Annotated in this window: 10 protein-coding genes; 5 read left to right on the top strand and 5 right to left on the bottom strand. The window is 66.4% G+C overall.

All coding sequences use genetic code 11. The features are described from left to right. The first annotated feature begins 19 nt into the window (after positions 1–19). On the top strand, positions 20–304 hold the full coding sequence (locus WS49_RS23820) for a hypothetical protein (protein WP_059534015.1): 285 nt from the start codon (positions 20–22) through the stop codon (positions 302–304). Positions 305–375: 71 nt separating this feature from the next. Here WS49_RS23820 and WS49_RS23815 read toward each other — a convergent pair whose 3' ends face one another. From WS49_RS23815 to WS49_RS23805, 3 genes are all read right to left on the bottom strand, one after another. Continuing rightward, entirely contained in the window at positions 376–1,122 is a 747-nt protein-coding gene (locus WS49_RS23815; protein ID WP_082725564.1) for a transporter, read from the bottom strand. A 67-nt stretch (positions 1,123–1,189) separates the two neighbouring features. Then, the gene (mgtA, locus tag WS49_RS23810; protein ID WP_082725563.1) at positions 1,190–3,961 is read right to left on the bottom strand and encodes a magnesium-translocating P-type ATPase; all 2,772 of its coding nucleotides are present in this window, start codon (positions 3,959–3,961) and stop codon (positions 1,190–1,192) included. 716 nt (positions 3,962–4,677) lie between these two features. After that, positions 4,678–6,327, bottom strand: coding sequence for a S8 family peptidase (locus WS49_RS23805; RefSeq protein WP_059533897.1), 1,650 nt, complete (start codon positions 6,325–6,327; stop codon positions 4,678–4,680). Between the two features lie 414 nt (positions 6,328–6,741). Between WS49_RS23805 and WS49_RS23800 the strand changes: the two genes are divergently transcribed. Further along, positions 6,742–7,638: a glutamate/aspartate ABC transporter substrate-binding protein gene (locus tag WS49_RS23800; RefSeq protein WP_059533895.1), complete on the top strand. Its 897-nt coding sequence runs from the start codon at positions 6,742–6,744 to the stop codon at positions 7,636–7,638. A gap of 138 nt (positions 7,639–7,776) precedes the next feature. On the opposite strand, the gene WS49_RS36175 is transcribed toward WS49_RS23800, so the two are convergent. Continuing rightward, entirely contained in the window at positions 7,777–7,902 is a 126-nt protein-coding gene (locus tag WS49_RS36175) for a hypothetical protein (protein WP_257127687.1), read from the bottom strand. A gap of 38 nt (positions 7,903–7,940) precedes the next feature. On the opposite strand from WS49_RS36175, the gene WS49_RS23795 reads away from it, so the two are divergent. Then, complete coding sequence (locus WS49_RS23795; protein WP_059533893.1) at positions 7,941–9,188, top strand: multidrug effflux MFS transporter; 1,248 nt, start codon at positions 7,941–7,943, stop codon at positions 9,186–9,188. A 46-nt stretch (positions 9,189–9,234) separates the two neighbouring features. Here the strand turns inward: WS49_RS23795 and WS49_RS23790 are convergent, their stop codons facing one another. Further along, positions 9,235–9,927 (bottom strand): hypothetical protein, encoded by a 693-nt coding sequence (locus WS49_RS23790; RefSeq protein WP_059534011.1) that lies wholly within the window; start codon positions 9,925–9,927, stop codon positions 9,235–9,237. Between the two features lie 121 nt (positions 9,928–10,048). Between WS49_RS23790 and WS49_RS23785 the strand changes: the two genes are divergently transcribed. Together WS49_RS23785 and WS49_RS23780 are read left to right on the top strand one after the other, a co-directional pair. Beyond that, complete coding sequence (locus tag WS49_RS23785; RefSeq protein ID WP_179949266.1) at positions 10,049–11,602, top strand: TPM domain-containing protein; 1,554 nt, start codon at positions 10,049–10,051, stop codon at positions 11,600–11,602. Between the two features lie 80 nt (positions 11,603–11,682). After that, the gene (locus WS49_RS23780; protein ID WP_059533885.1) at positions 11,683–12,303 is read left to right on the top strand and encodes a LemA family protein; all 621 of its coding nucleotides are present in this window, start codon (positions 11,683–11,685) and stop codon (positions 12,301–12,303) included. Positions 12,304–12,312 lie beyond the last annotated feature (9 nt).

Genomic DNA, 12,312 nt, shown 5'->3' with positions numbered 1-12,312 from the left:
GGCCCGCGAACCCGAACCGATGACTTCAGAATCCGACGACGCCCCGCTCGATCCCGCACTCGTTGCGACGCTCGCGACGCTGCACGACGCCGCGACCGATCCGTCCGGCAGGACGTGGTCGCTGCCGAAAATCGCGAAGCGCACGCAATTGCCGATGAGCACGCTGCGCCGCGTGCTGACGCAACTCGACGCCGCCGGCCTGAGCGCGACGACGCTGAACGACGACGGCACCGGCAGCGCCGCATTGACCGAAGCGGGGCGCGCCGTGTGCGCGCAACTGTTCGGCGCGAACGACGGCAAATGAGAAAACGGGCCGCCCGAAGGCGGCCCGTCGCGGTGGGTCAGACATGCGGCGTCGGCCGCATCGTCACGGCATCACCACCGCGCCGTTACCCCACCCATGACGGAATGACGGTAGGTCTGGTCGTTCAGCCCGTGCCGGTAGCCGAGGTCGAGATCGAGCCAGCGCCTCGGCGAGTAGATCGCACCCGCGATCACGAACGCCGGATTTGCGCCGGCCGTGCTTTCTGTGTTGCGCGACAGGCCGATGTCCGCCACGAACTGCAGCTTGTCGGTTGCCTTGTAGAGTGCCGCGGCCGACACGGCCCAGACCGAGCGCAGATCGCCCTGGCGATTCGGCTGGTAGGCGAGGCCCGCATTCGCGAGCAGCGAAAAGCGCGCGACGTCGGCTTGCGCGAGCAGCGTCGCGCCGGTGCCGACACGGCCCGTGCCGAGCCCGCGACCGTCGTTGCCGGTCGGCATCGTCACCTTCGGTTTCAGCGCGAGCGACAGCGGCCCGCGTTCGACGAAGCGCCATTTCATGCCGATCTCGACATCGCCGATGCCCGCGCCGTTGTCGTCGGTGCGCGTTTGCAGATGCGTGTAAGGCGCGCTCACGTAGAGATCGACGCGCTCGCCGAACCCGCGCGTGAGCGTCGCGTTCCACAACTGATGGCGGCCGTTCTCGTCCTGTTTCGAGGTTTCCTCGCCGTTGAATTCGAACTGCCAGTTCGCATTGCCCTGCGTGCCCGTGTCGTCGCTGACGAGCGGATGCGCCGCGTAGGCATCCAGCGGCGCGAGGAGGGCGCTCGCGGCCGCGAGCGGAAGCATTCTTCTTTTCATCACGTCACCTGTAGTGCGTCGTGGGCGTGCCGCCCATGCGGGCCGGCACGCCGTCGTTTGGAGGAAATCAGAACCACTGCTTGTAGCGGCGCACATAGATCGTCTTGACGATCTGCGCGAGCAGGATGTAGCCGACCATCGTCGCGGCGAGCCACAGCCAGTAGGTGCCCGGCAGGTGCATGAAACCGAGCGAATCCGCGAACGGCGAGAACGGCAGCCAGCAGCCGATCGCGATCGCGGTGAACGTCGACAGCAGCACCGGCAGCGCGGCCGTGCTCTGCAGGAACGGAATCTTCTGCGTGCGCAGCAGATGGACGACGAGCGTCTGCGACACGAGGCTCTCGATGAACCAGCCCGAGTTCATCACGATCTGGCCGCCCGAGCCGCCGTGCAGGTGATACATCGCACCCGCGCCGAACACGGTCCACATCAGCACGTAGGTCGTGATGTCGAACACCGACGACGTCGGCCCGACCCACAACATGAAGCGGCCGATGTTGCCGGCTTCCCACTTGCGCGGCTTCTTCAGGAACTCCGGATCCATCTTGTCCCACGGCAGCAGCATCTGCGACGTGTCGTAGATCAGGTTCAGCACGAGCAACTGGGTCGCGAGCATCGGCTCCCACGGCAGGAACGCGCTGGCGACGAGCACCGAGAACACGTTGCCGAAGTTCGAGCTGGCCGTCATGTTCAGGTACTTCAGGATGTTGCCGAACGTCTCGCGGCCCTTGATCACGCCTTCCTCGAGCACCATCAGGCTCTTTTCGAGCAGGATGATGTCGGCGGTTTCCTTCGCGATGTCGGCGCCGCTGTCGACCGAAATGCCGACGTCGGCGTCGCGCAGCGCGGGTGCGTCGTTGATGCCGTCGCCGAGGAAGCCGACCGTGTGGCCGTTCGCCTGCAGCGCCTTCACGATGCGCGCCTTCTGCAGCGGCGTGAGCTTCGCGAACACCGTCGTGCGTTCGACGAGCTGCGCGAGCGTCGCGTCGTCGAGCGCCTCGATTTCAGCGCCGAGCACCGGCTTGCCTGGTTCGAGGCCGACCTGGCGGCACACCTTCATCGTGACGGTCGGGTTGTCGCCCGTCAGCACCTTCACCGACACGCCGTTCTCGCGCAGCGCGGCGAGCGCCGGTGCGGCCGATTCCTTCGGCGGATCGAGGAAGGTCAGGAAGCCGCGCACGACGAGGTCGCGCTCGTCGGTGGTGCGGTACTGTTCGCGTTCGTCGCCGCGCGGGATCGCGCGGGTCGCGAGCACCAGCACGCGGAAGCCGTCCTCGTTGTAGGCGTTTGCCTGTTCGAGCAGCCGCTTGCGCGCGACGAAGTCGAGCGGACGCACGCCATGCTCGTCCTGCACGTGGGTCGATACCGCGAGCATTTCCTCCACCGCGCCCTTGCAGATCAGCAGGTGCGCGCCGTGCGTGTCCTCGACGACGACCGACAGGCGGCGGCGCACGAAGTCGAACGGCAGCTCGTCGATCTTCCTGTAACCCTGCGGCTTCACGCGCTCGCCGATCTCGTCGGCGCGCGCGACCACCGCGATGTCGATCAGGTTCTTCTGGCCGCTCTGATGGAAGCTGTTCAGCCAGCCGAGCCGCAGGATGTCCTCGTTCCGGTGGCCGGACAGGTCGAGATGGTGTTCGAGGATGATCTTGTCCTGCGTGAGCGTGCCGGTCTTGTCGGTGCACAGCACGTCCATCGCGCCGAAGTTCTGCACGGAATTCAGCCGCTTCACGACGACCTTGCGGCGCGCCATCGCGATCGCGCCGCGCGCGAGGTTCGCGCTGACGATCATCGGCAGCATCTCGGGCGTGAGGCCGACGGCCACCGCGAGCGCGAACGTGAGCGCGCTCAGCCAGTCACCCTTGGTCAGGCCGTTGATCATGAACACGATCGGCACCATCACGAACATGAACCTGATCAGCAGCCAGCTCACGCTCGCGACGCCGCGGTCAAAGCTCGTCTCGATGCGCTTGTGGCTCACGACGTTGCGCGCGAGCGATCCGAAATACGTGTCCTCGCCGGTCGCGACGACCACGGCCGTCGCCGTGCCGCTGACCACGTTGGTGCCCATGAAGCACACGTTCTCGAGATCGAGCAGCGACGTCGACGCGTCGTTCGCCGCGCCCGGCGCGCCCGCCATGCCCGCGTGGGCCGACTTGCCGGCGACCGCGCCGAGCGTGTCGTACTTCTCGACCGGCAGCGCTTCGCCGGTCAGCACGGCCTGGCTGATGAAGAGGTCGCGCGACGCGAGCAGACGCACGTCGGCGGGGATCATGTCGCCGGCCGACAGATGCACGATGTCGCCGACCACCACTTCGCGCATCGGCACCTCGCGGCGCGCCGGCTCGGACGTGTCGGTCACCGCGCGCTGCACGGTCGCCGTCGTGCGGACCATCGCCTTGAGCTTTTCGGCCGCGCGCAGCGACCGGAATTCCTGCACGAAGCGCAGCAACGCGCTGATCGTGACCATCGCCAGCAGGATCGTCATGCCGACGTAGTCGCGATCGTCGGGTGCCGCGAAGTAAACGTCGGTGAAGAAGCTGATCGCGGCCAGCACCAGCAGCACGTAGACGAACGGATTGTGGAACGCATGCAGCAACTGACGCGTCCAGTGCGGCGGCTTGTCGTGCGCGATTTCGTTCGGGCCGTTGTGCTGCAGACGGTCGGCGGCCTGCCCGTAGGTGAGGCCGCGCATGCTGGTATGCAGCGACTTGAAGGTTTCTTCGAGCGGGCGGGCCGCTTCCTGCGCGGCGCGCATGACACGCGGTTCGTTCTGCTGACCGGGGCCGGCGTTGATGAAGCCGCGCTGTTTCTTTTGCGAGGTGTTTCGTTGTGTCATGAATCGCTCCTTGCGCACGCGGCGGCGGGCGGGAAGCGACCGTGACGTTATCGACGCACGAACGCTTCCCGCCGCGTCGCGCCGGGCGCGATCGGCTGTGGATCGGTGAAGGGAGGAAGGCTCGCCGGCGCGCGGAGTGCGGTCCGAGGGACGAAGCGCGGCGTCGCACCGGCGAGCGGTAATCGACTACTGTCGTCTGAGTTCATCTGCACTCCTGTCGGTTGCGGGTGGGCGGCACGGGCGATCGGTAGCCGCGCACGCGTGAGGGCGCGCGGCCGGACGGCACGCGAACGGAACACGCACGCAGCGTGCGCTGCGTGCGGCGCGAACGTATGCGCGCGGCAACGCACGGTTGCGCAGCGCGGACGTTCGGCGATATCGAAAAAATCGGCGGGGGATTCTGGCCGGTCAGGCCGGAAGGGCGCCGCATCCTGCTTCCCGGGATGCGGCAGAAGACGAGGCTCTGCGCGGTTTCCTCAGGCAGCAGTCAAGTTGGTCGAGGACCAACTACAACTCGCATCGGTGTTCACAGAACACTCCATGTAATCAGACGGGGGCGATGGTAATAGGTCGTCGTGCGAAGCGTCAACCCTTTTTACGCCCTTTTTTCAGGCAGTTCCTGCAGTACGCCGGTGCGACGACGCTGGTTCCGCGGACGAAAAAACGCGCGCATGCCAGGCAGGCATGCGCGCGATTGCGTCGAGGCGACGTGCCGGCTACTGCGTGGACGCCGTGACGGCAGCGCCTGCATCCGCGATACCGGAACCGGCCGGCAGCGCGGTGCACGACGTGCTGGCCGGCAGCATCGCCGCACGTGCGCCGCCTTGCAACTTCTGCTGGATCTGCGCGGGCGTGAGGTTGCCGTTCACCGACAGCATCAGCCCGACGATGCCCGTCACCTGCGGTGTCGCGAGGCTCGTGCCGCTCGCGGTGCCGTATGTGTCCGTGCCCGGTGTCGTCTTACCGCTATTGGCCGTCGACAGGATGTTGACGCCCGGTGCGCTCAGTGCGACGTCGGAGCCGAAGTTGCTGAACGACGCGCGGCGCCCGGTCGCGTCGGTCGCGGCGACGGTGATCACGCCGCGGCAGTTCGCCGGCTGGTCGAGCGCGGTCGACAGGCCATCGTTGCCGGCGGCGACGACGACGGTCACACCCTTCGCATTCACATCGTCGATCGCCTGCTGGAACGTCGCGCTGCACGCGCCGACGCCGCCCAGGCTCAGGTTGATGATCTTCGCGGGATTCGGGTTCGTCGGCACGCCGGCGACCGTAATGCCGGCTGCCCAGCGCATCGCGTCCGCGATGTCGCTCGTCTTGCCGCCGCACTTGCCGAGCACGCGCACCGGCAGGATCCGGCCGAGCCACGACACGCCGGCGACGCCGATGCCGTTGTTGGCGGCGGCACCGATCACGCCCATCACGCGCGTGCCGTGCCAGCTGCTGGCGCTCGGCTCGCTCGCGCAGTGATAGTACGGGCCGCTGGTGTCGTCCAGTTCCTGCTGCGTGACCCAGTCGCCCGGATCGGTTGCATCGGTGCCGCGCGCCTGGCCGTTGTTGCTGGTGTTGGCGTTCGAGATGAAGCTGTAACCGGGCAGCAGATTGCCGACGAGGTCGGGGTGCGGCCGGTAGCCGGTGTCGAGCACGGCCGTGACGACGGTCGGCGCACCCTTGGTCCGCGTCCACGCGGGCGGCGCGTTGATGCCGACGCTGGCGTCGGACAGATACCACTGCTGGCCATAGGCGGGGTCGCTCGGCGTGTCGCGGATTCGCATCGGGTGATCGGGTTCCGCGTAGTCGACGTCGCCGTCGGCCGCGAACGCCTGCGCGAGCGCCGCCGCGTCGTCGGATGCGATGCGCTGGCCGATGGACAGCACGGCCGCACCGTCCGACAGGGTTCGCTCGACCTGCACGTTCAGCGGTGCCTGCGATGTCGTCACGGCGGCATACGTCCGTGCGGCGCCGCTCGACGTCGGCGCTGTCCAGCGCGTCATCGAGCGCTGGATCACCGCGTCGAGCCGCGTGCCGGTGTCGAGGGCCGCCATCGCGCGGGCGGCAGTCGGCGTCTTAAGCCGGACGATCAGGTGATCGACCGGCGGTTCGATGGGCCCGGCCGTCTGGGCGGCCATCTGAACGGCGGCCTGCTGCGTCGTGCATGCATTGCTGCCGTTGGTCGGGGGCGGGGTCGTCGGGGTTGGGGAGGGCGCCGGCGAGGGGGCCGGCGCTGCGTTGGAAGAAGACGGATTGCTGCCGTCGCCGCCACCGCCGCAACCGGCGATCGGAAGCAGGGCCGCGGCAGACAGCATGCCGGCGAGCATGCGCGCATGAGCGGAGCGGGCCAGCGCGAAATCGAATCGTTTGGCTCTCATGGTGAAACTCGATCCTCGTAGATGACCGTCGTGCTGGCGGTCGTGCCTGCCCGGCGTAAACCGGACCTGTTTTTTATCGGACACGTGCAGACTGCTGCGACGCGCCATGCACTGGGTAACGGCCGATGAGGCGGCTTCTTGAATATGTTTTGTGTGAAAAAAGCACGACACGCAAACGATTGCCTTGCTGTATCGCAGCATGAACGCGCGTTTGGAACGGATGATCTGTTCACGCAGTGCAAGATTGGAGGCGGTCGACCGGGCGAAACGTGCGGCGCGGGCGTTTTTGCGCGCCACGGAAACGATTGTTCGCGGGTGGCATCGACGGAGGATGCTTTACGCTTTCCCTGATGAGGTGCGAATTTTGTCGGGCGTACGATCGCGATTCGATCAACGTTTCGTCAGGAGAAAAGCATGGATCGCCGCTTCCGTTGGCTGGCCGTCGCACTGACCTGCGCGCTGGCGGGCACCGCGCACGCGCAGGCACTCACCGGCACGCTGAAGAAGATCAAGGACACGGGCATCGTGTCGCTGGGTATCCGCGAATCGTCGGTGCCGTTCTCGTATTCGGACAACCAGCAGAAGAACATCGGTTACTCGCGCGACATCGCGGCGCGCATCATCGACGCGCTCAAGACCGAGCTGAAGGCGCCGAACCTGACGGTGAAGGAAATCCCGATCACGTCGCAGAACCGGATTCCGCTACTGCAGAACGGCACGATCGACTTCGAGTGCGGGTCGACGACCAACACGCTGGAGCGGCAGAAGCAGGCCGCGTTCTCGAACAGTATTTTTTTGTACGGAATCCGCTTCAGCACGCGCAAGGATTCCGGCGTGAAGGACTTCACGGACCTGGCCGGCAAGACGGTCGCGACGACGGCCGGCACGTCGGACGAGCGCCTGCTGCGCAAGCTGAACGAGGAGAAGGGGATGAACATGACGATCATCAGCGCGAAGGACCACGCCGAAGCGTTCATGAACGTCACGACGGGGCGCGCGGTCGCGTTCGTGATGGACGAGCCGCTGCTGTACGGCGAGATTGCGAAGGACCGCAATCCGGGTGCGTACACGGTGACGGGCACGCCGCTCGTTCACGAAAACTACGCGTGCATGATGCGCAAGGACGATCCGGCGTTCAAGCACGTGGTCGATGGCGTGGTCGCGAAGATGCAGACCTCCGGCGCGGCCGAGAAGCTCTACGACCAGTGGTTCATGCAGCCGATTCCGCCGAAGGGCGTGAGCCTCAATTATCCGCTGTCGCCGGAGATGAAGCAGCTGTTCAGGAATCCGACGGATCAGGCGCAGTACTGATCGACGCGTCGTCGGCGTATCGCACCGCAAATAAAAAGACCGCCGGCACCTGCCGGCGGCTTCCGTTTATGGCCCGGACCCTGGCGCGGCGCAAGCGTGCGTGAGACCTCGATTTCCGGCCGGCGCAATGCCGGTCCGTCAGGTGCCGACTGCGCCGAAATCGGCATTCAACCGTGTCTGCGCCATGGGATTCCCGTCGCGCTCCGCAACAACAGGCACAATACGCACTTCGCCGCGCACCGTTGTTCGTCGTTCGAACAGCACGGCGCGTGCCGCCGCCGTCCGAATCTTTCCCGGTTGTCATGAACGCCTCGCTCACCCCCGCGCGCGAATCGAACTCGCCGCGCTTCCTGTTGTTCCTGATCTGCCTGTTTGCCTCCGCCGGCCAACTCGCGATCGACATCTACGTGCCCGCGCTGCCCGACATGGCGCGCTCGTTCGCGACCACGCCGCAGGCGATCCAGTCGAGCGTATCCGGCTACATGGCCGCCTATGCGCTCGGCCAGCTGATCTTCGGCCCGGTCGCCGATGCTTACGGGCGCAAGCGCGTGCTCGCGTTCGGGCTCGTCATCTATACGATCGGCTGCCTGCTGTCGCTCGGCGCGCCGAACCTGGAGACGTTCGTGTTGGCGCGCTGCCTGCAGGGCTTCGGGATCGCGACCACGAACCTGCTCGCGAAGGCGATCATCACCGATTCGTTCTCGGGCCAGGCGCTGATGCACGCGTTTACGTACATGTCGATCGCGTGGGGGCTCGCACCGATCATCGCGCCGGTGATCGGCGCGCACCTTCAGGAATGGTTCGGCTGGCGCGCGTGCCTCGTGTTCCTGCTGGTGTACTCGCTGGTGATGTGGGCGCTGCTGTGGCGCTATCGCGAAACCTTGCCGAAACCGGTCCATCTCGAGCCGCGCACGCTGATGGCGAACGCGGGCAAGGTGCTCGCGAGCCCGGTGTTCCAGAGCTGCTTCCTCGCGCAGGGGCTGTGCTACAGCATCCTGCTGGTGTTCAACATCGTCGGGCCGTTCATGGTGCAGACCACGCTGCACAAGCCGCCGACCTACTTCGGCTATCTCGCGCTCGGGATCGGGCTGATGTATTTCCTCGGCGGGCTGTCGAACCGGATTCACGGGCGCGGGCTGCCGAGTGCCGAGCAACGGCTGCGCATCGGCGCACGCGTGATGGCGGGCGCGGCGGTTGCGATGCTGATGCTGGCGCTGACCGTCGGCCTGCGCGTGTGGACGCTCGCGACGCCGGTGCTCGTGATGGGTTTCTGCGCGGGCGCGATGTATCCGACGCTGATGGCGAAGGGCAATTCGCTGTTTCCGCATATCGCGGGGCTGACGAGCGCGATCCTCGGGTGCGCGCTGCTGCTCGTGTCGTCCGCGATGATGGGGCTGGCCGGTTTCGTGTCGATTCACGTGCTGACGCCGCTCGCGGTGTTCTTCGTCGCGCTGTCGTTCATCGTCGTGTGGATGGTGACGAAGCTGCTGCGCTACCTCACGCAGCAGCAGGCGGCGCGGGTTGCTTGCGGGAGCGGGGAAGCCGCGTAAGCCTTAGAGGCTGCGCAAGCGCGTGCCGCAACGGCACGCCGGCCGCTCACAGCGGGTGCCCCGCGCCCGCCTGCGCCAGCAGCGAAACCGCGGCCGGATCCGGCATTCCGTTCGAATCGATCGCGCCGGCCTTGGCCAGCGCGTCGAGATCGCTGTCGACGCCCGGTTGACCGACCACGAACGGCGTCGTCAGGAAGGCCGGCGTCGACAGCGTGACCGAATAGCGCTGCTGCAGATTCGTCACGACCGCCGATTGCGCGGCCTGCACCGTGTTCGGGCTGCCCATCGCCTGCTGGAAGTGCGCATTCCCCTGAAAATTGCCGATCAGCCCGGCCGTGTTCGTACCGAGTTGCGCGGCGAGATAGACGAGCATCAGCTCGGTCTCGGGCGTCGTGTTGAAGGTGCCGCCCGCGTAGGCGAGCGAATGCAGGCTCGTGCCGCTCGATGCGACGGTGATCACGCACGGCAGCACGGCGTTCACCGTCACGCGGTAGTTGCCGCCACCGTCGGTCAGCGTCGTCGCCGAGCCTTGCGCGCAACTGACCGTGACCGACGCGCTCGCAAGCGCGGAGCCCGTGGCGGCCGTGCCGGACAGCGCGACGGTCTGCGTGTTGTTGCCGTTGAAGCAGACATCGACGCCGAAGCAGGCGTCGCCGTTGCAACCGGCCAGTGCCGCGAGGGCGGCGACGCAGGCGGTGCCCAGCGCGGGGCGGAGAAAGCGCGGATGGCGAAGGTTCATGGTCGCGGGCATATGGGCAAGTGTGGCAACCGGTGGACGCCGGATAGGCGGTGTCGCTCATATTCTAGGTCTCGGATTCCGGCGGCGCATACTCGCTTTCTTGACAGAGCGCGGGGAGCGCGTGCCGGCAGGTGAGTCTTGTCAAACCTGCTCGCGCGAGCAGCACGTTGCACCGGCGCGATCGGCAACCGCCCGGGTCCGGAACCTTTCGATTCCCTTCGCAATTGGTTATGCTGCGGGACGATCAAAAAACGACGAGAGAACGCGCCATTCCCGACGGAACCGGCGCGCCGTTTCCGACATGAACCTGAAACGACTGACGCGGCGGTCACGCCTCCCGGATTGCGAGGGCGATCTGGCATCGATGGCATGCACGACCCGCAACGCGGCGCGGCCCGCCCGCATCCGCGGCAAGGCCTGCACTGGCAAGGCGATGGCGGCCGCGCTGCTGGCCGGGGCGATGTTTCTGTGCAGCACGGCCTTCGCCGCGCCGGCCGCTGACGCTGGCGCGATTCCGTTGGCGGCCGGTGCACCGTCGACCTGCACGAACGTGGCTACCGCAGCCGCCTATCCCGTCGCCAACGACCCCGAAGCAGCGCCGCCGCTGACAGGCCGCGTGACCGACATGACGGGCGTACTGAGTGTCGCATGTGCGTCCGAGCTGACCGACCGTCTCGCCGATCTCGAGCGCCGGCTCGGCGTGCAGATGGCGATCCTGCTGGTCGGGTCGACCGGCCACGCGACCATCGAGCAGTTCGCGACGACGGTGTTCGAGAAATGGCGTCTCGGCGCGAGCAAGATCGACAACGGTCTGCTGCTGGTCGCCGCACTGAACGATCGCACCGTGCGGATCGAGGTCGGGTACGGCCTGGAAGACGCGATTCCGGACATCGTCGCGGGGCGAATCATCCGTGAACGCATCGTGCCGGCGTTTCGCGAGAAGCGTATCGAAGCCGGCGTGAGCGATGCGGTCGATGCGCTGGTGCGCGAGATGACGCCGCCTGAAATGGCGGCGTCGGATAGCGCACTGCCCGACGAGGACGCGCAGCGTGCGACGTCCGGCGATGCGAAGCGGTTGTCGAACGGCTTGCGGGAGAAACCCTCAGCCGACGTCGGGAGCTTCCTTTTCTGGTTACTGCTCGGGCTGACCGGTGTCGCGCTGGGTGTCGTCACCGAATGGCGCAAGCTGCGTTGGCAGGTGATGTTGCCGGCCAGCTTTCTCGTCGCGACGATCGTGCCGGTTGCGATGTTGCCGGTCGGCGCGATTTTCGAAGGCGATCTGGTCGCGATGCTGGGTGGGCTGGGGATCGTCGCGACGAGCATGGGTTACTGTGCGTGGCTCCTCGGCATCGCTCTCGTTCGATCCGCACGCGTCCGGAAGAATACGGCGATCATCGGCGTGACGTTGCTGGCGTTGATCTGGATCGGGCATCTGATGGGATATTCGCCCGGTGAGGTTCTGCTGACGGTCTTCTGCGTGGTGATGGGGATCCTGTTGATCGTCGAAAAACTGACGGGCAGCGATTGGTCGTCATCCCGCTCCACGTCCTCGTCTTCGTCGTTCAATTGGCCATCATCCGGCTCGGATTCGTCCAGCTCCAGCTCCAGTTCGTCCGATTCATTCACCGGCGGTGGCGGCTCGAGCGGCGGCGGCGGGGCATCGGGCCGCTGGTAGCCGCCGTGCGCGGTGCGAGAGCGAACGTTTCTTTTCAACTTACCGCTCCAGCCGGAGCGTTCAACCGGAAGTCACAAACAATGAAATGGTTTCGAATCCTGCTCGTGTGCTGCGTGCTCGCGCCGCTCGCCGGTTGCGGCTACAACGCGATCCAGTCGTCGGATGAAGACGTCAACGCGGCGTGGTCGGAGGTGCTGAACCAGTATCAGCGTCGTGCGGACCTCGTGCCGAATCTTGCTGCGTCGGTGAAGGGCTACGCGTCGCACGAGGAACGCGTGCTGACCGAGGTCGCGTCGGCGCGCGCGCGCGTGGGCAGCGTGCAGATGACGCCGGAGATGGCAAAGGATCCCGCCGCATTGGCGGCGTTCGATCAGCGGCAGGGCGAACTGTCGGGCGCGCTGAGCCGGCTGATGGTGGTGTCGGAGCGGTATCCGGAACTGAAGGCGAACGAGGCGTTTCGCGATCTGCAGACGCAGCTCGAAGGTACCGAAAACCGCATCGCGGTCGCGCGCGGTCGCTACATCAAGACGGTGCAGCAGTACAACGTGCGGATCCGCCAGTTCCCGGGCGTCGTGATCGCGCGGATCTTCGGCTACCAGCCGCGTCCGAACTTCAGCGTCGCGAACGAAGCCGCGATCTCGACCGCGCCCGTCATCGACTTCTCCAATCAGCCGCCGAAGGCGAACGCAGCAGGCCAGTAAGCGGCCGGC

The sequence above is a fragment of the Burkholderia sp. RF7-non_BP4 genome (assembly GCF_001521935.1).
GTDB lineage: Bacteria > Pseudomonadota > Gammaproteobacteria > Burkholderiales > Burkholderiaceae > Burkholderia > Burkholderia diffusa.
The sequence above is the reverse complement of the archived record's forward strand: the minus strand, read 5'-3'. Positions and strand labels throughout refer to the sequence as shown.